At 42.3% G+C, this 25311-nt stretch carries 21 protein-coding genes; 9 read left to right on the top strand and 12 right to left on the bottom strand.

Translation table 11 applies throughout. From position 1 onward, the window contains the following. The first annotated feature begins 16 nt into the window (after window positions 1–16). From P7F88_RS20300 to P7F88_RS20285, 4 genes are read left to right on the top strand one after another with little or no spacing between them, the layout of a single operon-like run. Complete coding sequence (locus P7F88_RS20300) at window positions 17–1015, top strand: glycosyltransferase family 2 protein (protein WP_277827743.1); 999 nt, start codon at window positions 17–19, stop codon at window positions 1013–1015. Beyond that, window positions 1015–2487, top strand: a complete 1473-nt coding sequence (locus tag P7F88_RS20295) for an oligosaccharide flippase family protein (RefSeq protein WP_277827741.1) — start codon at window positions 1015–1017, stop codon at window positions 2485–2487. Before P7F88_RS20300 ends, P7F88_RS20295 begins: the two co-directional genes overlap by 1 nt. Window positions 2488–2508: 21 nt before the next feature. Beyond that, entirely contained in the window at window positions 2509–3609 is a 1101-nt protein-coding gene (locus tag P7F88_RS20290; RefSeq protein WP_277827739.1) for a glycosyltransferase family 4 protein, read from the top strand. Between the two features lie 6 nt (window positions 3610–3615). Continuing rightward, window positions 3616–4290, top strand: coding sequence for a sulfotransferase family 2 domain-containing protein (locus tag P7F88_RS20285; RefSeq protein ID WP_338405571.1), 675 nt, complete (start codon window positions 3616–3618; stop codon window positions 4288–4290). Here the strand turns inward: P7F88_RS20285 and P7F88_RS20280 are convergent. The 12 genes from P7F88_RS20280 to P7F88_RS20225 form a co-directional block, all read right to left on the bottom strand. Beyond that, the gene (locus P7F88_RS20280; protein ID WP_277827735.1) at window positions 4279–5202 is read right to left on the bottom strand and encodes a hypothetical protein; all 924 of its coding nucleotides are present in this window, start codon (window positions 5200–5202) and stop codon (window positions 4279–4281) included. The genes P7F88_RS20285 and P7F88_RS20280 overlap by 12 nt on opposite strands. Continuing rightward, window positions 5195–6094 carry a sulfotransferase family protein gene (locus P7F88_RS20275; protein ID WP_277827733.1) on the bottom strand — a complete coding sequence of 300 codons (900 nt, stop codon included), beginning with the start codon at window positions 6092–6094 and terminating at the stop codon, window positions 5195–5197. The genes P7F88_RS20280 and P7F88_RS20275 overlap by 8 nt, the downstream gene beginning before the upstream one ends. Further along, complete coding sequence (locus P7F88_RS20270; protein ID WP_277827731.1) at window positions 6075–7430, bottom strand: putative O-glycosylation ligase, exosortase A system-associated; 1356 nt, start codon at window positions 7428–7430, stop codon at window positions 6075–6077. Before P7F88_RS20270 ends, P7F88_RS20275 begins: the two co-directional genes overlap by 20 nt. Window positions 7431–7521: 91 nt before the next feature. Beyond that, entirely contained in the window at window positions 7522–8670 is a 1149-nt protein-coding gene (locus tag P7F88_RS20265) for a glycosyltransferase (protein ID WP_277827729.1), read from the bottom strand. After that, complete coding sequence (locus P7F88_RS20260) at window positions 8657–9823, bottom strand: glycosyltransferase family 4 protein (RefSeq protein ID WP_277827727.1); 1167 nt, start codon at window positions 9821–9823, stop codon at window positions 8657–8659. Before P7F88_RS20260 ends, P7F88_RS20265 begins: the two co-directional genes overlap by 14 nt. Further along, window positions 9820–11043, bottom strand: coding sequence for a glycosyltransferase family 4 protein (locus tag P7F88_RS20255; protein ID WP_277827725.1), 1224 nt, complete (start codon window positions 11041–11043; stop codon window positions 9820–9822). The genes P7F88_RS20260 and P7F88_RS20255 overlap by 4 nt, the downstream gene beginning before the upstream one ends. A gap of 6 nt (window positions 11044–11049) precedes the next feature. After that, window positions 11050–12930, bottom strand: coding sequence for an XrtA/PEP-CTERM system amidotransferase (locus P7F88_RS20250; protein ID WP_277827723.1), 1881 nt, complete (start codon window positions 12928–12930; stop codon window positions 11050–11052). A 21-nt stretch (window positions 12931–12951) separates the two neighbouring features. Further along, the gene (xrtA, locus tag P7F88_RS20245; RefSeq protein WP_277827721.1) at window positions 12952–14385 is read right to left on the bottom strand and encodes an exosortase A; all 1434 of its coding nucleotides are present in this window, start codon (window positions 14383–14385) and stop codon (window positions 12952–12954) included. After that, complete coding sequence (locus P7F88_RS20240) at window positions 14378–15601, bottom strand: TIGR03087 family PEP-CTERM/XrtA system glycosyltransferase (RefSeq protein ID WP_277827719.1); 1224 nt, start codon at window positions 15599–15601, stop codon at window positions 14378–14380. Before P7F88_RS20240 ends, xrtA begins: the two co-directional genes overlap by 8 nt. A 6-nt stretch (window positions 15602–15607) precedes the next feature. Next, window positions 15608–16651, bottom strand: a complete 1044-nt coding sequence (locus P7F88_RS20235) for a FemAB family XrtA/PEP-CTERM system-associated protein (RefSeq protein ID WP_277827717.1) — start codon at window positions 16649–16651, stop codon at window positions 15608–15610. Continuing rightward, window positions 16617–17498 (bottom strand): XrtA system polysaccharide deacetylase, encoded by an 882-nt coding sequence (locus tag P7F88_RS20230; protein WP_277827715.1) that lies wholly within the window; start codon window positions 17496–17498, stop codon window positions 16617–16619. The genes P7F88_RS20235 and P7F88_RS20230 overlap by 35 nt, the downstream gene beginning before the upstream one ends. A gap of 25 nt (window positions 17499–17523) precedes the next feature. Then, on the bottom strand, window positions 17524–18927 hold the full coding sequence (locus P7F88_RS20225; RefSeq protein WP_277827713.1) for a TIGR03013 family XrtA/PEP-CTERM system glycosyltransferase: 1404 nt from the start codon (window positions 18925–18927) through the stop codon (window positions 17524–17526). Window positions 18928–19538: 611 nt separating this feature from the next. Here P7F88_RS20225 and P7F88_RS20220 point away from each other — a divergent pair. The 5 genes from P7F88_RS20220 to P7F88_RS20200 all read left to right on the top strand — a co-directional run bounded on the left by P7F88_RS20220 (window position 19539) and on the right by P7F88_RS20200 (window position 25269). Then, on the top strand, window positions 19539–20186 hold the full coding sequence (locus tag P7F88_RS20220) for an XrtA/PEP-CTERM system exopolysaccharide export protein (protein WP_277827711.1): 648 nt from the start codon (window positions 19539–19541) through the stop codon (window positions 20184–20186). Window positions 20187–20199: 13 nt separating this feature from the next. Continuing rightward, window positions 20200–21771, top strand: a complete 1572-nt coding sequence (locus P7F88_RS20215; protein WP_277827709.1) for an XrtA system polysaccharide chain length determinant — start codon at window positions 20200–20202, stop codon at window positions 21769–21771. Continuing rightward, window positions 21768–22682, top strand: a complete 915-nt coding sequence (locus tag P7F88_RS20210) for an XrtA-associated tyrosine autokinase (protein ID WP_277827707.1) — start codon at window positions 21768–21770, stop codon at window positions 22680–22682. Before P7F88_RS20215 ends, P7F88_RS20210 begins: the two co-directional genes overlap by 4 nt. Beyond that, on the top strand, window positions 22633–23997 hold the full coding sequence (locus P7F88_RS20205; RefSeq protein WP_277827705.1) for a TIGR03016 family PEP-CTERM system-associated outer membrane protein: 1365 nt from the start codon (window positions 22633–22635) through the stop codon (window positions 23995–23997). Before P7F88_RS20210 ends, P7F88_RS20205 begins: the two co-directional genes overlap by 50 nt. Before the next feature lie 114 nt (window positions 23998–24111). Beyond that, window positions 24112–25269, top strand: coding sequence for an XrtA/PEP-CTERM system-associated ATPase (locus P7F88_RS20200; protein WP_277827703.1), 1158 nt, complete (start codon window positions 24112–24114; stop codon window positions 25267–25269). The last annotated feature ends 42 nt before the right edge of the window (window positions 25270–25311 follow it).

Below are 25311 nucleotides of genomic sequence, written 5' to 3'. Positions count from 1 at the left end.
CTAAGCAAAGGTTTATATGTCTGACTCAGCTTTATTTAGTGTAGTAATTGCAACTTGTAACAGGCCTGAACTGGCTCTTCGGGCAGTTAAGTCAGTTCTTTTACAGAGCAGCACTTCGAAAGAAGTGATTGTTGTAAACAATGGCTCTTCTGCAGAATTGATATCAGAGTATCAACAACTGTTTTCAGAGATAAAAAGTCAAATCACATACTTAGATTTGAACAATTCTCTAGAAGTTGGACTAGGCCCGTCAACAGCTAGAAATGTGGGAATCTCGGTTGCTAAAGGTAAGTACGTAGCATTTTGTGATGACGATGATGAGTGGACGGACATTAATTACCTATCAAGAGCAACGGAAATACTAAAAAAACAAAAAGTGGATATCTTGTTTGGGGATCAAAGTGCCGTGTCTTCTGATGGCGAACAGGTAAGAGATTCATGGTTCAAACGAGATTTACTCATACCTAGTGCCAGACAGGTAAGCGATAAGGCTTATAGTGTAGATGTGAACTATTTTTATCGTAATGGAGGGTTCCCCCATTTAAATTCTACAATCTACTCTCTAGCGTTCCTGAATCAATCTGGAGGTTTTGCTTCTTCCCTTTCTTATGAAGAAGATTTTGAACTGTTTCATAGGTTAGCTGCAAAAACGAAAAACATCATATACCTGGACACGGTTGTGAGCCGACATAACATCCCGGATAAGTCCAAAGACGTTAACATAACGACGAAGATGTCCGAATATCACAAGAAGCTATCACGCATTTTAATTTTTAATAAACTGATTATAGAAAACAACAATAAGAGTCTGCGAAATTTTGCAGGAAAGCAGGTTAGTTACACATATAAAGATTTGGCAGATTTAGCCATGAAAAATAGAGACTATAAATTTGCTTCAAAGATGGCGAAGGCTGCACTGGGATGGAATTTTACTATTAAGTATTTTATGTATTTCATGTATATAGTGGCTGCATCTATTTTCGTAATAAGAGATAAGGATATCGGTGAAGGCTAGTGACTGACAAAGCCATTAAAGTCATTAAAGCATCCTTATGGATCACTGTTGGTTCGTGGGCAATACGCTTATTGTCCATCCTTTCTGTTATTGTTCTTGCCAGGAACCTTGATAAGTATGACTTTGGTGTCATTGCAGCATGTTTTATCGTTCAAGGGCTATTTAATGCAATCTCTGGGTTAGGTAGCGGAAAATACCTCATCAGAAAAAGCAAAATAACAGATAGCGATATAAACAATGCCTGGACAATAAATTTCTTTACCAGAAATCTTATGGCAGGTTTGATTTTTGTCTCTTCTGATACCGCAGCAGTTTTGCTTGAGGTTGCAGAGATTTCATTTGCTCTCAAAGTAATGTCGTTGTCTTTGGTGTTTCAAAGCCTGATATCTCCTGCGATAAACCTGCACGTTAAATCACTAAATTACTCGAAACTCACCCTATTGGAGATTCTCGCTAAACTCATCTCTACCTCGAGTTCGATTTTTATAACAATAAAATACCAGAATTACTTTGGGGTGATAATTGGCGAGGTGATACACAGTGGTATCTATGCTATCGGAACACAGTTTATTGTGAGGCATAGATTAAGATTTGAAGTAAACAATTTTAACGATCAGTGGTCCTTTACTAAATGGATACTTGCAAAGGGAATCGTATCATATGTAAAAACGGCAGCAGATAAGATCATGATTGGCAAAAATTTCTCCACTCAGGATTTAGGTTTGTATAACTTTTCATTAGATACTGCCAGGTTGCCATCTTCTATTTTCATCGAACCGATAAAACGAGTGCTATATCCCAGTTTGTCAGAATATATACCTAAGCCAGAAGAGTTGATATCAAAGTTAAACAAATACATATATTCAATTAACTGTATATATATCCCAATTGTGTTTGGGGGAACGTACTTGGCTCAAGATATAATTAGTGTTGTTTTTGGAGATAAATGGCTAGAGTCTGCGAGCCTATTCGTTATGTTTTTGCCAATGACTTATCTAGGCATTCTGGTAAGCATATATACAGAGGTATTTACATTGACAGGAAGGGTAAGGCTACAATTCTATTTTGAATCAATAACTTCATTGGTCTTTGTATTAATCTGCCTATTCTCTTTGGATCTGGATTTGTTAGATTTCGTATTAATACGCGCGATGTTCCCTTATATGGTGTTAATTCTTATGATGCTCACTCTGCGCAGATTTATTCCTCTGTCAATTTTAAATCTTCATCTGTTAATGATAATACCAGCAATATGTTCATCATGTATGATTTTGTTTATCGATCTAGTAGGTTTGAATATAATTGTTTCTAATAACTTTGTATCGTTACTATTTAATATTGTTATTGGGGCAGTGATTTATGGCGTATTATTATTGATATCTACAATGAGATGTGCGACGAGTCATGTGGAGTCAAAATTTGTTTTGGATACATTCATAAGACCGCTATTACGGGCTAATTTAAGAAGGTAACACAATCCAGGGGAGTCAGAAATGAATGATTCGATACTGATATTTAGTGATGAGTATCCACCAAATGGAGGGGGGACGGGTACTGTTGCACATAAATTGGTTCGGGATTTTTCTTTAAATAACAAAGAGGTGACTCTGTTAACGGGTGATCGTTCAAAACAAGAAGAGGGAATCAGGCATATCCAGGTCCCCAGATATACCTTTGTTTGGGTACTTTACTATTATTACTATCTGAAAATAGTAATTAACCTTCATAAATATGACTTTATTATTCTAAATGATCAGGTTTCAGCATACTTAGCGGGGCGTTTTTTTGATGATGATACCCTTAGTAAATGCGTAATGATTATACATGGTAAAGATTCGAAGTTTTTCTATTCAAACAAAAGTAAAAAACACTTTGTTTTCAATTATAAGTCGAATTATACAAGGGCAATAAGCAAGGTAGGTAAAATAGTAGCGGTAAGTGAGTACAACTATAATGAATTCTTAAACTATTTGCCTCTAGACATAAAAGAGAACGTTATTCCCAGACTTAGTGCCGATTACGTAGGTATTGATTCATCAGAGCTAAAAGGAGGAGAGGATCATACACATGTGTTTAAGAGGCTAAAAAATAAAATCATACTTCTGAGTGTAGGAAGGATAATTAAAAGCAAAGGGTATTTTAAAATGTTAAGTGAATTTAATAAGTTGGTTCAACTTAACAATATGTATCACTGGATTATTGTGGGTGATGGTGCTGATTTACCTTTGCTGGAAAGTCGCATTTCAGAGCTACAACTTTCAGATAATATTACTATTGTCGGTAAGATACCAAGAAAATCACTAGGGTATTTTTACAAGTCGTCAGATTGTTTTTGGTTGCTCTCAGAGATTGAAGCTTTCGGTTTGGTTTATATTGAAGCCGCAGCTTTTGGCTTACCTTCAATTTCCCCGAAGGCCGGTGGCGGTAGCGAAGCGGTGATAGAGGGAAAAAGTGGCTATCATTATGATGAAACTGATGACTTACCTGAAATGATCAATCGGTGTATAGCGCTAAAAAGCAACAGTTCGCCAGTTGAAGTATCAAAAATGTTTAAAACAGAAATGTTTGCTGAAAGACTTTTAAAACGGGGTTAATTGCGTATGAGTAGTAAACTAAAGCTGTTGTATTGGGAACTATATAACAAGTGTAGGCGATTCCTGGATCCGTTTCCTCATACTAACTATATGAAGAAAAATAAATTTCTTTTTATTCATATACCTAAGACTGCTGGTACAAGCGTCTTGAACGCGCTATCCATACATTTCCGGCAACATTATGACTTTAGGGTGTACCGAGCCCCAGAACCGAAACTGTTTTCTCAGTCATTCAAGTTTTGTTTTGTTAGAAATCCCTACAGTAGAATGATATCGACTTATAGGTACTTAACTCAGGAAAAAGGTCAAAAAACAGATGCTTATATAAAACAGCTAATATCAGACAAGCACATGAGTTTTGATGATTTTGTTGAGTATTTTTGTGCGCGTGGTTACGGTGAGTTCCACCCTTTGTTTAAGACACAAAGTTGTTATATCTATGATGTGGACTTGAAATGTAAAGTGGATTTTGTCGGTAGGTTTGAAAATTTAGATGATGACTTCAAGTTCATTTGTAGTGTGATTGGAAAAAAACAAAGCCTTGAGCGAGTCAATGTGTCGAAAAAGCGCCCGTCGGATGTGGTTCTGACAAAAAAAATCGCCGATATGATATACGATTTCTATAAACTGGATTTTGAGCTATTAGACTATGACAAAGACTCCTGGCAGTTAGTGCGCTAATTGTTGCCACTTATTAAGTAGCTCTTTACAGTAAGAGTAATACACCATATTGACAAATCGTATTGTGCCAATGAAATGTACGATAGACAGGCTATTTGTATAGGCCATGTTTTCAAATTTTGGGATTCCACAATCATCAGTATTGAGGACATTTGCGTTGTCCTGATTGGCAATCAGCGTGTTTACAGCGACCTGTTCCGATCCCCAGCCAAACCACTTTTCTCCTACAGCAATGTGGTATTGCTCTGAAATGGATTTAATCGACTGTTGATTGATGGCTTTTTTGGGAATGCCGTACAATCCACCACTGCCCCGCACGTACTTGCTGATCACTTTATCGTCCGTTTTATTCAGAGCCGCTTCACAATAGGTTTGAAGATTGGTAAATCCCTGTCGTTTTATCGCCTCTCCGTACTGTTGCGCGCTTACTTTATCCGTGATTTTTTTACCAGAGAGTGTTCCGTGTATAAAGGAGGTCTGGTTTTTAATGCATTGATTAAGCTCAGGAATCAAGCGTCTGACGACCACATCAGAGTCAAGCTGAACAACATAAGAATCATTCACAAGCTCAACAATCTTTGTCAGCCTCCGCCAGGAGATATAAGAGGGTGTACCGTCTATTACAACATCATTGGCCTCTGATATTGTGATTCGGTCATTGAGTCTCATTAATAATTTTCGATCTTCTGCGGTGAGTGAACCATCGCTGAGAATAAAGATTCGTTTGGGTGGTGTGTTTTCACAAAAACTTCTTAGAGCGAATAGGTACTGAATCAGGTCGCTATGAGAACAGACACTAAGAAGCGTAAAGTCCAACTCCTCCTTTATCTCTATAGGCGGCAGCTTTTTAACGGCTCTTAAAGCCAGGTTATAAAATTTTTTGTTGAACTCATATTTGATTTTCTTAATCATTGCGCCTCCGCGTTTCAGCACTGTTCTGATTCAGATATTGGCCATCATGACTCTTTAGGGAGCTTTCATTGCAGCCGTTTAGTTGGGTCGGATTCATATTTTTTTGCCACTGCTCAATAGGCAAAGAGAACCATTGATTTAACTTTTCAAGGTCGGACTCAAACGCCTGCCAAAGTAACTGCTTTTCCGCCGCTGTTGCTTTTTTCTTGATGGGCAAAAAGCGTGATAGTTTGTAGGAAAATGGCAAGAACTCTAGGGCACTTATTGCTCTTTTCAAGATAGGTGACTTGAGTTTAAGTTTGGCATCAGAAACATTTTGGGGTGTGGTATCCAGTTCTTTGGGGGCAGCTAATTCGAGGAACTCACATACTCTTTCAAGTGTGTTGTAAGGATCCGAAATCAAGTCATCAAAAAGCACCACAAGTACCTGCTCCCGAGGAAAAGTATAGTAGATGTGTGCTAGCTGTTTACTGTATAGCGATCTCTCTATAAAGCATGGGTGAGTACCGACCGATTCAATGAAGTTGCTCGACACTCTTCCATTTCTTAAGCGGTGATTATAATGAGACTCAACTCGGGACACAGGATCGCGGATAAGGTAAATAAGCTTCATTTGCGGGTTGTGTTCATAAAGGTTTTTTATTGCGTCCGGATACTCATCGCAGAAACTATAAGAGGTAGAGGCTTCTCCGTATAGCTTATTCTCCCCTTGACTATATAGTGCCTGATACTCGGTAAAATCTTGCCTCCAGTTTGCAGATTTGCTAAAAAAGTGAGGTTCTTTCTCACGACAAAAAGAGACACTATCTAACGCAGATAAATGCTTGGCCAACGTAGTTGTGCCGCATTTCTGAGCACCAACTATCGCAAAATTAACGGTGAGCCATGACATCTCGATCCCCCTTTAATCTGTTTCCCCTCCGCGCACGTGTCTCTTGTTCCTGGCTAGTTTCGATAGACACGTAAAGGCCGTAGGTTATAGCAACCAAAGCATATAGCAGTTCAATATAGGCCAAAGAGAGTGCTGCGCCTCCGATGCAATACACAAAAATGGATACCTTTATCATCCGCGCGAGCGTATATTGCCAGCCTTGTTTTTGGTCTCGTTCGTTATAGTATTTTTCTATATGCGAGAGCCTTCGAAACGTTATCAGAAGGATTAACAGAAACAGCAACAGCCCAGGGAACCCGTGATCCCCCAAAACCTGGAAGTAGATACTGTGTGCCGCCCAACCTCTTTCACTTGGAGGTGGGGTGGGGATAAAGTCAAAAATATGAATGTCGACTGCGAGCGAACGCCACACATATCCATATTGGGGGGTTCCAAATCCTCCGCCAACCAAGGGGCGCTCTATTGCCATCAAAGTATGAATTTTCCAGGCGTTTAGTCTGGTGTTAAAGGAGTCGTCTTCCAGCACTTTTTCTACCGATTCAACGCTATCCATTCTCTCGTACCAGCTTTCAGGAAGGAACTGAATGGCGAGGGTGCCGATAATAACAACCAGTAGGAGGCTCAGGAGTTTCTTGTGGCTCTTTAGCCAAAAGTAGCTACCAACAACGGCAAGCCCGATAAAACCACCCCTTGAATGAGTACCAAGAACAGCCAGAGTACATAAGATAAGCACGCCTATCAGGCCTATTTTCAGAAACTTCTTAGGAGTGACTGTAATGAGATAAATGATCAAAGGTAGTGTCATGCAAAGAGCCAGGGCAAAGTGGTTATTATCGGAAAGGATATGCCCTCTGGGGCCTTTGATGCTGTGCCCACCACCGGAAGCGAGAAACTTTAACCCTTCTACAAATCCGATAAAGCCAACAGACAACACGATGACCCAGATAAACAGTTCAAATTGATGTTTCTGGCGTAAAATTAGGCTGGCAAACAGAAACAGCAGCATCACCTTTAAAAAGTTTTCCCAGCTTAACCAAACGTACGGTTCTATGCCAATTGTTACGATACTCGTCAAGGTAGTGTGTGCCAGAAATAACAAGGGAAGAACCAGTAATGCGTTCGGAGGTACTCGAGATTTATTTCGATAGATGAGGTAGCCAATTATGGTGCACGCTGCAAAGACGGTATTGTAACTGATACTCTGGGCTATACCGTGTAACCAATAGACAGGAACGAACAGCCCTGACCACAACCACAAAGACAAACTGATGTAAGGTCTTTTGATAGCTAGGATAAAGAGAGCGGCAAAAGCCAACAGAAAGACGATATCGCGCATTATTTATCCCTCTCTTCGTTGTCAATTTTAAGAGATTCAGTAGCGAGATAAATAAGCAGTATGATACATCCCAGAAAAAGTAAACCTTCAATCATAGCAATGCCCTCCCTGTATATAGCTCTTCATATGCCGTCATCATCCCATCCTGACTGAAGTGGGATACCACTCTTGATCTGGCATTCTCGGCCATCGCTTGTCTTAGCTCCGAATCCTCGTAGATCTGTATTAACTTTTCTGCAAACGTGTTTAGATCTTCAGACTCAACAGCGAAACCAGTAATACCATCCCGACATACTTCTTTGATTCCACCTACACAGGTAACAACATGAGGAAGGCCCATGGACATGGATTCCAGAAGAGTCATCGGAATACCTTCAGCGATCGATGTCATTACGAATACATCGAACGAGTGATAATAGTCGCGAATGTTGCTTTTAGCACCGGTAAACATCACTTTTTTAGCCAGAGTTGGATTCTCGAGGACAAACTGTTCCAACTGTTCCCGATCCGGGCCGTCACCAACAATAGTTAAGGTACAGTTTTGGCAAAAATCTTCGGAGGTTTCACTCGCTTTTAGAAAAGCCTGTAAAAGCAGGCGCTGGTTTTTAATCGCGTGTAACCTCGCAACGTGGCCAAATCTAATTAAGGCATTTTTCTCAGTAACTAAGGGATAATTACCCGTTTCGGGCATATCTGAGCCTGGGGAAAAATAGTGTGTGTCGATACCATTTAGGACTAACTTCAGCTTTCGCTCTGGTATATGTACATCCGTTAGCAGCCACTTCTTTAGATCTACTGAAACTGTAACGATTTTTTGAATAGCCAGGCTACAGAATTTCCGGATAAGTTGGTATTTCCTGACTTTTCCATCGGGGTCATAGCTGTCTCTTCCGTGTTCGGCATGCACTCTAACTGGCACTCGAGAGAGCAGGGCAATCCATTGGAATTCAATGGTTGCGAGATTATAACTATGGAACACATCTGGTTTGATACGCTGGAGCAGCTGAAACAACTTGAAGAAAAGGCTCCAGTCATTACCGCGTTTCTTATTCAGTGAATAATGCTCTACATCGCTGTTTATTTCCGAAATGAAATCACCAACATCAGTGAGTGCAACGATGGTGTGCCTGAACTGTGTCGCATCAAGGTGGTTGATACAGTTGGCGATTATGCGTTCCAGACCTCCGGCATGGAAACTATAAACCAGATGGCAGATGTGCCTGCGATTATCTTTCTTCATGAGAAAGTTCTTCTGATGGATTATTAGCACTAAATAGGTTTCCGATTAACCTGGCATTTTGTAGCCAGGTTAACCCTAGTTCATCTATCGTTTCAGCGGCATTGTTCTCTAGAGTTTGTCTTAGCTCCTTGTCATTAATTATTCTTTGTATATTGCTTACCATTTCTTTGGGGTGTTGCTCATTGAATAGGAGAGCGTTTTTGCCGTCAGTTAACAGCTCACGAATATTGTTACTGTCTGGGGCAACAATTGCTTTTCCTGTTCCTAAATATTCAATCAGTTTTAAAGGAGAGCACCATGGAGTTCCGGCGGGCTGGATAGCGATATCTATTTGATCTAGCCAGTGAGGCATCTTATCTCTGGACACCAATCCACTGATGTGGAAATTGTCCTCAAGGTCGAGTGCCTGAGCCTGGTTTTTTAATGGTTCGGAAACCGGGCCATCTCCTACGACAAGTAACATTAAGTCGCGGTTGTTCTCTTTCGCTATAAGGGTCATTACCTCGTCAAGTTTATGCCATTCGCGGCAGAACCCGACAAAGCCTATCGTCAGCTTGTTTTTGAATCTCTCTTCGCGACGAGAGCTCCCGCCCGGGAAAAATCGTTTTCTGTCTATTCCGTTGTGCACTACCGTGATGTTTTCTTCCGCGACTCCCTGAGCCAGTAGATATTTGGATAACACGCGAGTGACAGGCAATACGTGGTCGGCATTACGCCATACATAGTATTCAGACCACTTGGCCAGTTTATCCAAAGCGATACCGCCATACTTTTTTCGTTCTTCATATATGGGGGAGTTCACTTCCAAAATCAGTTTTAAACCAAAAAGCTTTTTAGCCCAGATACCAGAGGGAAGATACAGGTTACAGCGCTCGTATATTCCGTCAGGGCGGTGTTTGATAATGGCAGAGCAGAGTTTGAAGAAAACATTGAAGGAATAGATAAACTCTAATAATTCGGATACTGCTCCTGGCAGATTTGCGCGTAGCTTCGATACCCAGCCACCATCACTGCCGAACTTCGCTTTTTCTGAAACCTGCGGAGCGACAACAATCACTTCGTGACCAAGCGATCTCAAAGCATTAATTATCTCTTCGACATGTACATATTGTCCGTCTTTTGATGCGATGCGATGGTGGTAGAGTATTTTCATATCAGGAAGCCTTCGCCGCTCTCTATTTTTTTATCGTCTTTATTAAGAATAATACTAATTAGTTGATATTTTTTATTAATTGTCTCATCCCAGGAAAAGCCTTCAGCATAAAGGCGTGTTTTACTACGACAGACATCGCTGCTTAGCAGTGATTTAATGCCGTTCGCAATGTCCAACACATTCCGTTCGACCAACAAACCGGCATGTTCATTTTTCACTACCTCAGGTGTTCCCCAAATTCTTGTTGCAACAACGGGTGTGCCACAGGCCATAGATTCAAGCAGGACATTCGCCCAGCCTTCCCGGTCAGAAGCGAGCACCAGTGCATCGCACGCGCCATAGTATTTCGCGAGTGTTGGTTGGTCTAAACTTCCTAGAAACAACACTCTGGATTGGACTCCTGTTTTTTCAGCGAGACTTTGCAGTCGTGCCTTATCTGGGCCATCACCAGCAATCAATAACGAAACGTCAGGCAGTCGTTTCAGTGCCTGAATAATCAGGTTATGACCTTTTCGCTCAACCAGGTGACCCACAGACAAAATAACCGGGCTGACAGCCGGAAGATTCAACTGTTGGCGGTATATCGCTTTTTGTTTTTCGTCACTGTACGGGAACAGGGTAAGATCAACACCATTACGCAGTGTGGTGGTTTTTTCCGGTTCTGCACCCAGAGAAAGCATCTCTTGCCTTAGCGCTTCACAAACAGCGATATTGTGTTCGCTATCTCTGAGTACAGACTGAATCATCTTTCTGGGCTGTTGATATTGAGGCAGTAAGTTGATGTCCGTACCGCGAGCGGTCATGATAAAGGGCTTATTGAATTTTTTAGCCGTTCGAGCAATTGCGACACCGTCCGGATAAAAATAGTGACCATCGATGAGATCAAAATCGTAACCGTCGGTGATTATCTGCTTTACCTGCCTGTTAATGGCATATTCCAGCGTATGAGGTGTGATCGTTGTCCCTACTTTTGGAATGACCAAATATCTAGGGTGGTATACCTCGATACCATGGCGAACTTCAAACAACGGTGCTTTGGCAAACTCCGCATAACTACCAAAAATCTTATTCGATGAAGGGAAGTAAGGGACAGGGGCGATAACCTTCAGTTCGATATTCGGATAATTCTTTATCAGGTGGCGCATCCGTGTTTCGACAAATATCCCATGTTTAGGGTTATTCGCATTCGGGTATAAAGTTGTGATGGTCAGTAGCTTCATATCGACTTACTGCCTCCTAAGAAACTGAGCAAACATCATTAAACTCCAGAGCTCGTCGCTGTTATCGCTGACACCGTTAATATGTTCGTCGACCAGTCTATTCAGCATCTCAGGTTTAAAATAACCACTATCAAGCATAGGCGTCGAAAGCACTTTTTCTCTCAGGTTGTTTTGCAAGGGGCCACGGAACCATTTCGCTTTGGGTACTCTGAACCCCATTTTCGGTCTGTAAAGGATGTTGTTATCAACATACGGTTCAAGCGCTTTCTTAAACGCGTATTTCCCCTGATTGCCGTTTATGTTGTCACTATTATTTATGGCAAACGCCCACTCAATAAACTTATGGTCGAGCAGGGGGGCTCTGACTTCCAGTGAGTGGGCCATGCTGGCTCGATCCACTTTTGTCAGGATATCGCCTGCTAACCAGGTTTTAATATCAAGGTACTGGATAAACTTCAGAGGGTTATCCGTCTGGGCTTTTGCTGCGTGTTGCTTGACGATTTCCAGCCCGGTATATCCGTTTAATTGCTTCACATACTCTGGCTTAAATAGCGCTTCACGTTGGTCTGCGCGAAAGCGAGACATACTATTCCCATATGCATCCACAGCGTTCATTGCCAGAGACTGAAAGGTGGTTTTGGCTCGAAGAAAGCGGGGAGCCCAGTCTGCTTTGGGGTAAACATGGGCAAGTGCCCCAAAGGCTGGTTTTCTTATTGCATAAGGCAGTTTTGAGCGAATTTGGTGCTCCGCGAGTTGTAGTTGATAGCGACGATACCCCGCAAAAATCTCATCACCACCGTCTCCGGATAACGCAACCTTTACACTTTGCCTTGCAAGTTTGCACACCTGATAGGTAGGCAGGGAGGAACTGTCTGCGAAGGGTTCGTCGTAAACATCAGTTAGCTTGTCTATTAAATCAAAGTCTTCTGATGATGCGACTTTAGCAACATGATTGGTGTTGTATCGCCGGGCCACCTGATTGGCGTACTCAGTTTCATCAAACGCTTTTTCATCAAAGCCAATTGCGCAGGTGTTTACTGGCTCACTCTGAAGGCCAGACATTAATGCGACGATTGCACTTGAATCCACGCCACCAGAAAGGAAAGCGCCTAAAGGTACATCAGCAAGCATGCGAATCTTTACCGCTTCTCGTAATTCTTCGATCAGGCTTTCCTGAGCCTCTTGCCAGCTTAGGGATGAACCTGGTATCTCCAAATCCCAATACTCTGTTTGAGCAACACTACCACCGGGAGAGAGCAACATATAATGTCCGGGATTTAACTTGTATATCTGTTTATATGCCGTGTAGGGATCTGGTACATATCCAAACATCAAATACTCTTCTGCCAGTTCTGTACGCAGGGTTTTATCTACATCATCATGAACAAGGAGGGCTTTGAGTTCAGAGGCGAAGATCAACTGGCCATTTGCCGTTTCGGTGTAATAGAGAGGCTTCTTACCCAGTCGGTCACGGGTTATAAATAGTTGCTGTGTGTTGCTATCCCAAAGCGCAAAGGCGAACATGCCTCGAAAGCGTGAAAGACATTCTGGTCCCCATTGTTCCCATGCATGCACGATAACCTCGGTATCAGAGAGGGTAGAGAAGCGATGACCTAACTCAGAGAGTTCTGATACCAGAGACTCAAAGTTGTAAATCTCTCCGTTAAAGACCACGCAGACACTGTTGTCTTCATTAAATACAGGCTGGTGGCCACCGGAAAGATCAATAATAGACAGGCGGCGATGCCCAAGTCCTACATGGCTATCCACGTAGTACCCCTCATCATCCGGGCCTCGATGCCATAAAACCCGGTTGATCGTCTGTAGAGCGACTTTGTCTATGGGTGGTGCTAAACGTATATTAAATATTCCGGAAATACCGCACATACCGCTTCCCCTGCTTATCTATTATCTGCTCGCTGATATCCATTCCTGAGCCAGTTTTTCTAACTCGCTTCTTGAGAGCTTTTCACTGGAAAGAGCGCTCACCTGGGCGTACCCGCCTCTGTCTGTCATTAGCTGATAGGCTTTCTGCAACTTAAGTTTTAACCTGTTCGTTGAACAATAGTCGTTAATGCAATACCAGTAGAGAATCTGTTTCACATCGCCAGTAGGGTTAACCACTTCTAATCCAGCAGCATTAATTGGTTCCCGATTTTCGGCCGTTAAATTTGCTCTGAATCGGTTCTTCAGAGTCCATAAGTTGTTGTCGAACAATTTGTTACTGTAGCTAATAAGCTCTGCGTTTTTCTGGTTTAAACCAAACCGGGCTGCGTAGAGTTCTACTTCCGGTTCAGATAGTCGTGTGTGAATTTGTTTCGAAGATTCCGGGAAGGATATTCCCCAATTTGAGCGATCCACGTCGGCAAATTGCCTATCGAACAGTGCCGGAGCATCGACTTCTACTTCTGACTGAGTGATTGAGCTAACCCAGAGGTAAGTCAGTAAGAAAGTACCCAAGGTACCAATGCTGGTATATGTTGTTGATTTCGAATATGGGAGAGATTTTCCCTGAGTGATAACTGGTTGCGACTCATAAACTCTGTCTGAAAACTTAGACGCAACATAAAAAATAATCAGGATAACAACGGCAAAAAACGCCCAGCCGTACACCAGGTGATCGGCTCCGGTGGCAATGGTCATATCGCTTAGGTGACCGACCAGGATGATACCGTACGCCCTTACACCATTGGCGATGATAGGGAAGATTGCAGAGAAGAGGATAAAGGCCACTTGCTTCCAGATTTTCTCGAAAAACATATGCGAGAATAGCGCACCAAGTGCGATGCTGGATATCAGAAAGCGGATGCCGGAACACGCTTCCGCTACTTCAAACTGACCATTTGGAATGGTCAGGTACATACCATCACGATAAACAGGAATGCCGCTAAGCCGAACCGCAAATACCGATATGTCTGCGGTGAAAGATTGGAGATAAGGGATAAGCTCATCGCCAAAAGGAATGCAGAAAATCAGGTATAGAATAGGGAAGTGGAAAGTTTTAGCAAGTTGATGACCCAGAAAGGCCCATAGCAATAACTGAAGGCTAACGATAGCGGCGACATGCTCGAATAGGGCGACGCCAGCAATATGACCGACAATCCATAAAAGGCACGGACCCATGAGCAGAACCACAGGTTGCCAGGTGGGCTTTATTAAATGTGCTGTAAATGTTTTTCTCAATTGCCACGCAGTCCAGATTGCGATGGGAACAATTAAAAAGCTATGCTCGTAGGTTTTTGATTGACTCCATACCGTCACCATACTGGCGATAGATTGATGGAACACCAGTAGCCAGCCGGAGAGAGAAGCCAGCCATGCAACCCAATAGCGTCTACTCACCGGAAGCCTCTAGGTAGTTAAGAACAGGGGCCAACTTGGCTTCCCAGCTATAGTTTTTCTGCATCCATAAACGCGATTCTTCTGCGAGTTTATGGGGTGAAGCCAGGTGCTGAATTACCCAGTTAGCCGTTTCTGACGGTGAGTCTGAAACGAGCAGGTTTTCATTGCTGACGGTTTCTATTCCTTCTATACCCTCAATGCCTAGGCTTGACGCCGCTACTGGCTTCGCCATCGACATGGCTTCAAGTATCTTGTTCTGAATCCCCCTTGCTATCTGCATTGGAGCGACGCTTGCTTTGGCATGCTTGAGATAGGGCCTGACATCTTCAACCCTTCCTGTTACAACCACGCCGGGTTGATTTTGCAGATTGTATACCGATTTATCCGGTGAAGAGCCGACGATATAAAACAGACCATCAGGTATCTCTTTTCTAACTGCCGGCCATACTTCTGATACAAACCACTTAACTGCATCAACATTAGCCCAGTAATCCATTGCTCCAGTGAAAACAATATAGTTTTGCTTCTGAATGGCATATTCTTCGCCAAAGTCATGAGTCTTTACCGGAGAGAAAAAATCGGTATCAATACCGTTGCTCAGTGTCTGGATACGATGGCGTACTGGTTCTTCTATTAGTTCCCTGAACATCTGCGTTTCCGTTTCGGTGACAAAGCAACTGATCTCAAATGTATTCGCAATCTGTTTTTCGTATCTCTCTAAAGTGATGTGCTCCCGATGATAAATACGCTTCATGATGCCGGTTTTTTTTGCGGCATACTGTTTCCATTTATCAGAATCGACATCAACAAAATGCATCACCGTATGCAGTTGCTGCGCACGCTCGATAACAAACTGCGCCATACAACCGGAAAACAGAAATGCTTTCTCAATCCTGTTTTCATTAATTGTGTTTTCTACCCAGTCTGATAATGACTCATTCGCGTAGTAGGGAAGCGTGATGGGCTGATTGGTGAGAAGAGCAGATATCCCTTTTAGTTTGGCTAGCCTGGGGTTGATATCTACAAAAAATGCTGTTTTGCATAGGGATTTGACATGATCGCGATATTGCCTGTCTTCCGGGTCGTCAATAAAACACCCCAGATACACATCATAATGTTTACTTAAAAAAGTAAGGATATGATACGCCGCTATTTTATCTCCCTTGTTTGGGGGATAGGGTATGCGGTGACATAAATAAAGCAGTTTCTCTTTCATTCAAACCTAACCGAGATATTTGGAAATATGTGGCCCAATCATCCGACTGACGCTGAGTGGGAGTTTTTGCCATAAGCTGATAAAGAGTTTGTATTTAGGGTTATTCGGGGACAGATTTGGCATCTCACTGCTCTTCACCAAAGCAATTCGGTAATTTAGCTTTTCTTCCGTCATTCCCCAGTTTTTTTTGTATTTATAAGAGCCGGAATTTATCTTACTGCGGCCAAAATCGAAGTTGGTAAATCCTTTTTCTTTAGCGGTACACATAAGCTGATAGTACATGTAATCATTACTCTTCAGCGCCCGTGCTTCAAATACCCCACCACCATAATAGGGTAGTACAGAATCCTTATAATAAAAGCTTAAGACACTCGAGATGGGCTTACCGTTTTTATCTTTAATAACAAGCGTTTCGCAGCGATCTGAGAAAACTTGTTTAAGCGAAGTGAATAGTTTTCTACTGAAAACAGGTGTGCCGAGGTTGCGTACGCTTTCAGCGTAGATGTCATAACACAGCTCAGGGTTATCCAGATTGCTCCAGTTGAGTTCGTTGTTCAGAGAGTGCCTTATGACCGCTCGCTGTTTTCGCTTGACGCTGGTGAGTATCGATTCAGTGTCTTCTGCTAACTCGCTGCAAAAGGTGGAATGGAGACAATGGTGCTGCCAGGGGCCTTTATCCGGATAAGGTAAACGATCTCTGAGCTCAACATAATCGACATTTAGCCTGCAGCCCAACTCATAAGCTTCGAGTTCCAGCTTTTCTCTTATCTCGTCACTGTTGGCCAGTGCTCCCCCGTAAACACAAAAGGGCGTAGAAATCAGAGAGTGGCCAAAAATCCAGCTTTTTTGCTCTATCAATGGAAGAATGCCTACAATCTCTCCTTGATTACTCGCCATTAAGTAATGAGATTTATGGTTAGAGATCGACTTAATAACGTCTATCCACCCGGTTAGATGAAAAAAAGATCCCAGATCTTGTTTGTCTACATAGCTATCCCAGCTCTGATAATCATCGTCAGTTATTGTTCTGATTTGCAGTTGTTCTGTCATTTTCAAATCCGTTTAATTGATAGACATTGAACATGGTGTCCCACTCAAAATCGCTTAATAGTTGGCTTAATCGTTTCTCCATTAAGCTCAAATTTAAATAGTGCCTAAAGCTTGATTTCAGAGGCACGCCAGCCATCCTTGGTTGACCGGGGTCTATCTCCCATGGGTGAAAATAGAAACAGTAAGGCTGACCAGTTTGTGCCAGAAAATTAGTGATGAGTGTTTTACTTAGGCTATAAGGGTAAAGTCTGAAAAATCCGCCACCACCTATCGGTAAGTTCATTCCCATGGTTTTGTTGGTAGGAATGGGTATCTCTATAACGCCTTCTTTTCTCTGATAGATAAACTTAGGCCAGTCGGGCGTGCCGTAGAGGTCGTGTTTCACCGGATAGGTACTGCTGCTGTAGAGAAAGCCCAGATCGCGTAACACTTCATACGCCCACTCGTTAGATGGCCCTATAGAGAAGCTCGGCGCGCGGTAACCTTTGACCTCAACACCGGTAATCTCCTCAAGGTAGGACTTCGCCCGATAAACATCCTCTCTAAACACTTCACGAGATTGATGATTCGCTCTTTGATGCGCAAAGCCGTGACAAGCCAGTTCATGTCCCTGACTGGTGATCTGCTTTATCAGTTCCGGACACTGCTCAGCGACCCAACCCAATACAAAAAAGGTCGCTTTTGCATCATGATTAGCAAAAAGCTCCAGAATTTTCTGTGTATTACGTTCAACACGTATCGGATAGGTTTTTCCCCAATCAGCAAATGTTACTTTGCTCTCGAAAGCAGAGACGTGGAAGTAATCTTCTACGTCGACTGTCATAGCGCTTTTAACGGGCTGTTCCATACTGACAACCTTTATATTTATTTAACTATCTACCTTTCCCAAACAGAATGATTTCAGCCGTCCGAAGTAAAATAAGCAGGTCGAACAAAAATCCTTTGTTCTTAATATAGTAGAGGTCAAATTTCAGTTTTTCCTCCGCATCTCTTTCATTACTACCGTATGGATACTTAAGTTGAGCCCAGCCAGTAAGGCCAGGCTTTACATTAAGCCTATGGTTATAATAGGGAATTGAGTGGTTAAAGCGTTCTGTAAACTGAGGACGCTCGGGACGAGGTCCAACAAATCCCATATCACCTTTTACGACATTGAAAAGCTGTGGTAACTCATCTACCCGGTATTTTCGGATGAAAGCTCCGACTCGGGTTACTCTAGGATCTGCCACCTGAGCCCATTTGGCGCCATCTTTTTCGGCATCTACAGACATACTTCTGAATTTATAGATCTTAAAGACCTTGCCGTGTAAACCTGTGCGGGCCTGAGAATATAAAACAGGTGCATTCCAGCCATCTTCAAGTTTAATGCAAATAACGGTGGCAACCATCAAAGGCCAGGTGAGGGCGAAAATGATTAATGCGATAAAGGTATTAATGAGCCACTCAAGCGTTTGAAATGCAGTGTTTGTAGCCGGGTTATTGCCATAGATAATCCATGAAGGATAGATGTGGTTTACTGCAACCTGACCAGTTTCACGCTCGACAAAGTCGATAATATCGGTAATTTCAACCCCCATTCTCTTACAACAAAACAGGCTCTCGTTAGGTAAAACATTTCGCCTCTCGTCAGGTGCAATGATGATTTCAGAGATATCATTTTTTACTGCAAATGATTCAAGTGACTCACCTTTAAGTGCGATTTTTTGTTCACTATCGACTTCTTGAATAGCATCACCTTCCATTGGAATAAAGCCAACAATCTGCATCCCTACTCGGTCTGCTTTTCGTCTCATACCTTTAACGATTAAACTAGCGCGTTTACCTGCTCCCAGTATCATTATTCGTTTTAGACCGATCTGCTTATAAGATGTTTTGCTTGCTGCATAACGTGTAACAACAAACATTAGCAGTGCAGTGCCAAAGTAAAGCTCGGTAAAGTAAAGGGGTAACTCACTGACAGAAAATACTTTGTAGAATACCTTTGCAAGTAAAAAGGCGATGAAAACGCTTACAGCGAGTCTGATTATTATTCCTTTAAAGGTTGCTCGTAACTTTTCGTTATATAAACCCACAGCAAGTATGCAAGTTTGCATAAAGAATATAAATATCAATAGGTGAATTATTAAGCCCTGGTCAAAAGGATTAAATAAATTGGATGCAGATGCTGAATCAAAACTCACTATTAATATGAAAAAAGTTGCAATAATGGTTATAAAGTCATTAGTTGTAATAATTACACTACTTGGTTTCAATCCTTGAAAATGTGACTTTGCCATCTTTCTAATCTCTTTGCCTGATTGAGATATGTATAAATATTGCAGCCAAATCAGAGTGATAACCTTTCATCTTCAATAGCAATGCAATGTTCAACCCGTTTATAAAGCCTTGATTTAGTAATTGTTATATTTGTTGTGATTCAATTTTGGAGTAATTACTTAATTTAGAGTAATACTACAAATATTTGAATTTAACATTTACAAAAGGCAAGTTTCATATCTACATTTGATAATGTTGAGTAAAAACTTTATAGGTTAAGTAACCACTGGCCTTTATCATAATATAGCAACGGATATAAAAATTAGTACGTCAAAAGTTTATATTTATTTTTTTTCTAAATTATAAGAATTGTCCTAACCTATATAATGAATAACAGCATGTATAATAAGGTTTTAGATAAAACTACGATCTCATTGTTCCTATGCCGGAATGACAAATGTCGACAAAATGAGAAAAAGTGAAACTAAAGCGTTAGTTAAGATTTTTCACTACTACACTATATTGAGGTGACATCGAAAAACAGTGTCCAGAAGTTGCTACATACTGATTTCTTTGTCTATTTTGTATCAATATCCACGGAAGAACTAGACAGTAAAAATAGGTGATTACTATGGAAAGATCCGCCAAGCTTGGATACTGGTTTCAAAGAGTACTAATCGTGACTAGCCTTGCTCTTGTGACCGCTTGCTCTAACTCGTTACCTAATCTACCCAAAGCATCAGTACATTCCTCGTTCACGGATAATGTAGATAATTACAGCTATCTAATTGGTCCTAATGATTCGCTAAATATATTTGTATGGGGTAACCCAGAAGTGTCAGGGCAATATACGGTAAGACCCGACGGGATGATAACCACATCTTTGGTAGAAGATATAGAAGCGTCTGGACGAACACCTACTGAGTTAGCGCGTGAAATCGAAAGTAAACTATCCGAGTATCTGAGAGAGCCTATCGTTTCCGTTATTGTTACTGGTTTTACCGGGCCGTTCAGAGAGCAGGTTAGAGTGATTGGTGAAGCTTCGGAACCACAGGCAATCAGCTACACCGAAGATATGACACTTCTTGATGTCATGATCGCTGTTGGCGGGTTAACAGAATACGCAAACGGTGATGATGCGAGACTGATTCGTGTGGTTAATGGTCAGCAGAAACAATTTGGTATTAAAATCGATCAACTTATTACCGATGGTGAAATAGAGGCCAACGTCGATATTCTGCCTGGCGACATCATTATTATTCCAGAAGCATGGTACTAACCAGGAGCCATGTATGCAGGAACTCTTTGACGAGATACTCCAGTATCTAAGAGGTGTTTGGCTAAAACGTCGGTATATTCTTGTGGTGAGCTGGTTACTGTGCCCGATTGGTTGGGCACTGGTAACCATGATGCCAAATCAATATACCTCTGAAGCAAGAGTTTACGCCGATACACGTTCAATATTGCAGCCACTGCTCAGAGGATTAGCCATACAGACAGACCCGACCCGGGAGCTGCAACTTATGGTAAAAACTCTCTTGAGCAGACCAAACCTCGAGATCATTGCGAGAGATATTGACGCAGATATCAGGGCTCAGAGTAGCCAGGAGTATGAGCAAATAATTTCTGATCTTGAATCGAATATTGTGATTCGCTCCACTGGCAGAGAAAACTTATACACCATTAGTTATAAAGGGCCGGATCCGGTGTATGCAAAAAACGTGGTTCAGGCGGCATTAAACGTGTTTGTTGAAAATACGCTTAGTGAGCAAAGGCTAGAGACCGATCAGGCGAGCCAGATTATTACTAGCCAGATCGAAGAGTATGAAGCCAGGTTGACTGACGCTGAAGAGAAGTTAGCGGAATTTAAACGTGATTACCGTGGCGTAATGCCGGGAAGTGATAGTGGATATTACGCTCAGCTGCAGCAAAACCGTCGTTCGCTGGAAGATGCTCAACTGGCCCTAAGTGAGACTGAAACCAAGGCAGCATCTTCACGTTCTCAGTTAGCAAGAGAAGAGTCAAGAGCAACCGAGCAGGTCACTAAGGTACGAACCGAACATGACGAACGGATTTCTTCGCTACAGCAACGCTTGGATGACCTGTTATTCCGGTTCACCAATAAGCATCCGGATGTAGTGGAAACTCGTCGTCAGTTAAAAGACTTGCAGGATCTACGATCGAGTACTATCGCCTCATATTCTGTAAGTGAAGTTCTGGCAAACAACTTTGTGTATCAAGATCTTAAAATCAAAACCAGCCAGCTAGAAAATGAAGTCGCATCACTCAGAGTTCGAGTTTCGAGGTATGAAAGCAAAATAGCAGAGCTTCAGGAGAAGATAGATAAGGTTCCGGATGTAGAAGCGAAACTTACGGCATTAACTCGTAACTATGAAATTACTCGTCAGAAGTATAATCAGCTTCTTTCCAGAAGAGAAAGTGCGCTGATTTCGCAGAGTGTTGGTGATTCATCTGACGATATCAAGTTTCGGATTATTGATGCTCCACGCGTACCGTTAAAGCCTTCTGGCCCCATCCGCCCATTACTGCTTACGGCGGTACTAATTGTAGGCTTTGGTGGTGGTATAACACTTTCGTTGCTTCTTAGTCAGCTGTCGCCAGTTGTCTCTTCCACCAGGCAGCTATATCAATCGATGGATCTGCCGATATTTGGTGTTGTTTCTGCAACAGAACGGTCCGGCCTGGCTAGATGGGAGAAGCGTAAAACCAGATATTTTGTACTCGGGAATTTGATGTTGTTCGCCATGTTTGCTGCCTTTATTGCACTAAACACCATGCCAGCAGCTCAAGGGTACATGTCTCAGGGTGTTGAGTTTATTAAGCAGGGAGTAAGCAGACTGTGAGTTCGATTGTTAAAGCAATGGGAAAACTAAATGTAACTCCCGACAAACAAGAAGATTCGGTTCAGGGTAGTGCTCCTGATTTACATAACAATGCCCAAACGTCTCCGCAGGAACGGCAGGCAGAGGTTAAAGAATTTCATAGTCCTCCGGTTTTAGAGATAAGCAATTCACGTCTCAAAGAGCTGGGGATGATCTCGGCTGGTGGCGACCAGCGTGAGCGTAGAGTGAAAGATGAGTTCAGAGCTATAAAACACAAGCTGATAAAAAACGCGTATGGTGCCGGTTCAGAGTACATACAGAACAGTAATATGGTGATGGTTTCCAGTTCAAATGCCAATGAAGGAAAAACGTATATAGCCATTAATCTGGCATTGAGCATAGCGTCTGAAAAAGACAAAACCGTATTGTTGGTTGATGCTGATGTACTCAATCCAAGTGTGGGCCACACTCTGGATTTAGAGCACAGGCCAGGACTGATTGACTATCTGCTTGGTGATGTAGACAGCCTGGCTGACATTATTTATCCAACGTCGATTCCTGATCTAAGAATCATGCCAGCGGGCACCTCGCATCATCTAAGCTACGAATTGCTATCCAGTGACAGAATGTTGGCTCTGACAAAGGAACTAGCGACAAGATATCCAGACAGGATGATAGTGCTTGATTGCCCTCCGTTACTAGGCGTAGTCGAGACAGTAACTCTATCGAACCTGATAGGACAGGCCGTTGTCGTGGTAGAGCAGAATAAAACAAAAGTGTCGGATGTGAAACAAGCGGTCTCACTGCTTAATAGCGATATGGCAGTCGGGTTTGTCATCAATAAAGCTGTGCACAACACCGGGCATGGCTACGGATATGGGTATGGATATGGCTACGGATACGGCTATGGTTCGACTGGTAAAGGGAAATAAAGGATTAATATTAGGTAGTATGGCCCTTATCTGCTTCGATATTTCAGCAGCAGATGTAGAGTTTATGCCTTTTGTTGATGCTGAATACACTTATACAAGCAACATCGATCAGTTGACTGTTTTGGAACAGAGTAGTGATATTACCACTTTGGGCGCGGGGCTGATTATTGATTCACAAGGAAACGACGGCAACCTTTCTTTGGATTACTCAGCTAAAAAGCTGTTTTACTCGCATGACTCTGAACGCAATAAATCTTATAACGACCTAAGCTTTAATGCAGACAAGGTGCTTGTTTCTGAAGTGCAGCTACGAGGGGATGTTGGAGCCTCAATAGCGAATATCGCTAGTAACATTGAAAATAACGCAAGTGATGATCTGATTTCAGGAAACACTATAGAAACAAGAAATTTTGTGGGCGGCCTTTCTTATCAATCTAACCCACGAAGTTACGTTGATTTAAATACACGAGTTAACGCAACGGCAACCCGAAACGAGGATGATGAAGGGGATAGCAATGGGTTTGGTGTTTCGCTCTCACTAAATGAGGGAGACAAGATAACTCAGCTATTCTGGTCAACAAACTACGATTACGCTACCAATGAAAGTAGTTCGGGAGGAAACAGAACCGAAAAGCATATCTACAGGCAAAAAATAGGGATGCAGCAGGTAGATGGCTGGAGCCCGTTCCTCAATTTTGATTATGAAGATTACAACGGACAAGGTGCAAGTGACAGTGCGAACTCTTCAAACGTAGGGCCTGGTGTCCGTTACTATTGGCACCAGCGTTCTTATGCAGAAGTGAGTTATGAGTTCGATTTGGAAGATAACGATGACTTTCTGAGAGGGGCTGTTTATCTGAATCCGACTCAGAGAACTACTTTTTCTATCGACTACAGAAAACGGTTTTATGGTGACGCTTATGAGTTGGCACTTAGCCACCGCAATCGTAGATTAACCAATGAGATCAGTTATGAAGAAGAAGTTGAAAGTTTTGGCCGTCCGTTTTTTATAGAAGGCAATGAGATTGAAGAGTTCTTACTTTATAAAACGCTTTCGTGGCAGACCAGTCTGGATTTACGCCGTTCTTCGGCTTCTGTTGAAATAAGAACAAGATCTATAGAATCCCTTAACAACAGCGCGTCAAACAAAGATTCCGACTCCTACGGTAGTACGCTGGAATTTGAGTACAACATAACTCGCAAAGTAAAAACGAGCCTAAGCTTTGGATATGATTTCTATGAATTTGAACAGGGGGAAGCACCACACAGGAAGACCATTATCGCAACTGGGATTGGACGTTTGAGTTTGAACTGATGAAGGAACTAACGTCTGGGTTGAGCTTTGTGCATCAAAACCGTTCATCAACCGAAAGACTCTCTGAATTTGAGGAAGAAAGAATCAACTTCAATATAAGGAAAGAGTTTTAACATGTATGAATCCTACTTTGGTTTGAGTGGAAAACCCTTCAGGTTAAGCCCTGATCCGAGATTCTTTTTTGAGAGTCCGCATCATGGTAAGGCAATTTCTTATCTGCGTTATGGGTTAGAGTTAGGAGAAGGGTTTATTGTAATTACCGGGCCGGTTGGTACTGGGAAAACGACTATTGCACGTAGCTTACTATCAACTCTGAGTAACTCAATCGTTGCTGCTCAGATAGCGACAACCTGCCTGTCACCGGAAGAGTTGGTTAACCTGGTTGCTGCTGAGTTTGGTTTACAAGTTGAGGGCCTTACTAAAGCCGATATTCTCAAACGATTTGAGACATTTCTACGCAACTTAAGTGCGCAAGGAAAACGGGCACTGTTGATTATCGATGAAGCACAAAACTTACCTTCAGAAACCATTGAAGAGTTGCGGATGCTTTCCAATTTTCAGATTGATGATAAGCCACTGATCCAGAGCTTCCTGCTTGGTCAAGAGGAGCTTAAACCCATTATAGAGCTTCCAGAGATGGAGCAGTTTCGTCAGAGAATCATCGCGTCTTGTCACTTAAGGCCACTGAATAAAGATGAAACCCGAGAGTATATTCTTCACCGCCTAAAACAGGTTGGTTGGACCGACAATCCAAGGTTCGAATCCAAAGCATTTAAGACCATTGCCAACTACACAGGCGGCGTACCACGCAAGATAAACATCTTTATGGACCGGCTCTTCCTGTTCGCGTTTATGGAAGAACACAATCATATTTCGACTGACGAAGTTGAGCAGGTTATACAGGAACTGGGTAATGAGCTTTCCGGCGGAATGCAACCGGCCAAACCAGTTTCCGGTGAACAAGCTATGCCTCTTTATAAAAAGAAACAGATAGCCGCGGAAAAAGCAGCAGCAGGCATGAATGGTAACAGTGTTGATCTGGAAACCATGCAAAAGGTGCTGTCCGATGTGTCCTTTATTCTGGAAGATGTGGTACAGAAAAAAACACTGACCATCAAACATCTGGACCGGTTAATAAGAGAGAAACGCAAAGAGCTTTCTAACCCGGATGAACCTTCGGTTTCTACCTCAAAAAGTGAAAACCATATTAATCGTTTAGCCAAAAAGGTGTGGATGAGGCAATTGATTAAAGAACAGGAGGGAGAGGTTTAGGAGAAGAGGAAGTAGTCACGCATGGATTAAGCTTATAGAAGG

The organism is Vibrio hannami (genome assembly GCF_029589055.1).
Taxonomy (GTDB): Bacteria; Pseudomonadota; Gammaproteobacteria; order Enterobacterales; family Vibrionaceae; genus Vibrio; species Vibrio hannami.
This window is presented reverse-complemented; position numbering and strand designations above follow the sequence as displayed.

Excerpts from the sequence above, each read along its gene's own strand:
- P7F88_RS20215 (WP_277827709.1), top strand. The coding sequence starts at position 20,200 with ATGCAGGAACTCTTTGACGAGATACTCCAGTATCTAAGAGGTGTTTGG.
- P7F88_RS20235 (WP_277827717.1), bottom strand. The coding sequence starts at position 16,651 with ATGACAGAACAACTGCAAATCAGAACAATAACTGACGATGATTATCAG.
- P7F88_RS20280 (WP_277827735.1), bottom strand. The coding sequence starts at position 5,202 with ATGATTAAGAAAATCAAATATGAGTTCAACAAAAAATTTTATAACCTG.
- P7F88_RS20255 (WP_277827725.1), bottom strand. The coding sequence starts at position 11,043 with ATGAAGCTACTGACCATCACAACTTTATACCCGAATGCGAATAACCCT.
- P7F88_RS20225 (WP_277827713.1), bottom strand. The coding sequence starts at position 18,927 with ATGGCAAAGTCACATTTTCAAGGATTGAAACCAAGTAGTGTAATTATT.
- P7F88_RS20240 (WP_277827719.1), bottom strand. The coding sequence starts at position 15,601 with ATGAAAGAGAAACTGCTTTATTTATGTCACCGCATACCCTATCCCCCA.
- P7F88_RS20290 (WP_277827739.1), top strand. The coding sequence starts at position 2,509 with ATGAATGATTCGATACTGATATTTAGTGATGAGTATCCACCAAATGGA.
- P7F88_RS20220 (WP_277827711.1), top strand. The coding sequence starts at position 19,539 with ATGGAAAGATCCGCCAAGCTTGGATACTGGTTTCAAAGAGTACTAATC.
- P7F88_RS20230 (WP_277827715.1), bottom strand. The coding sequence starts at position 17,498 with ATGGAACAGCCCGTTAAAAGCGCTATGACAGTCGACGTAGAAGATTAC.
- P7F88_RS20275 (WP_277827733.1), bottom strand. The coding sequence starts at position 6,094 with ATGTCATGGCTCACCGTTAATTTTGCGATAGTTGGTGCTCAGAAATGC.
- P7F88_RS20265 (WP_277827729.1), bottom strand. The coding sequence starts at position 8,670 with ATGAAGAAAGATAATCGCAGGCACATCTGCCATCTGGTTTATAGTTTC.
- P7F88_RS20205 (WP_277827705.1), top strand. The coding sequence starts at position 22,633 with ATGGATATGGCTACGGATACGGCTATGGTTCGACTGGTAAAGGGAAAT.
- P7F88_RS20300 (WP_277827743.1), top strand. The coding sequence starts at position 17 with ATGTCTGACTCAGCTTTATTTAGTGTAGTAATTGCAACTTGTAACAGG.
- P7F88_RS20250 (WP_277827723.1), bottom strand. The coding sequence starts at position 12,930 with ATGTGCGGTATTTCCGGAATATTTAATATACGTTTAGCACCACCCATA.
- P7F88_RS20285 (WP_338405571.1), top strand. The coding sequence starts at position 3,616 with ATGAGTAGTAAACTAAAGCTGTTGTATTGGGAACTATATAACAAGTGT.
- P7F88_RS20260 (WP_277827727.1), bottom strand. The coding sequence starts at position 9,823 with ATGAAAATACTCTACCACCATCGCATCGCATCAAAAGACGGACAATAT.
- P7F88_RS20200 (WP_277827703.1), top strand. The coding sequence starts at position 24,112 with ATGTATGAATCCTACTTTGGTTTGAGTGGAAAACCCTTCAGGTTAAGC.
- P7F88_RS20270 (WP_277827731.1), bottom strand. The coding sequence starts at position 7,430 with ATGCGCGATATCGTCTTTCTGTTGGCTTTTGCCGCTCTCTTTATCCTA.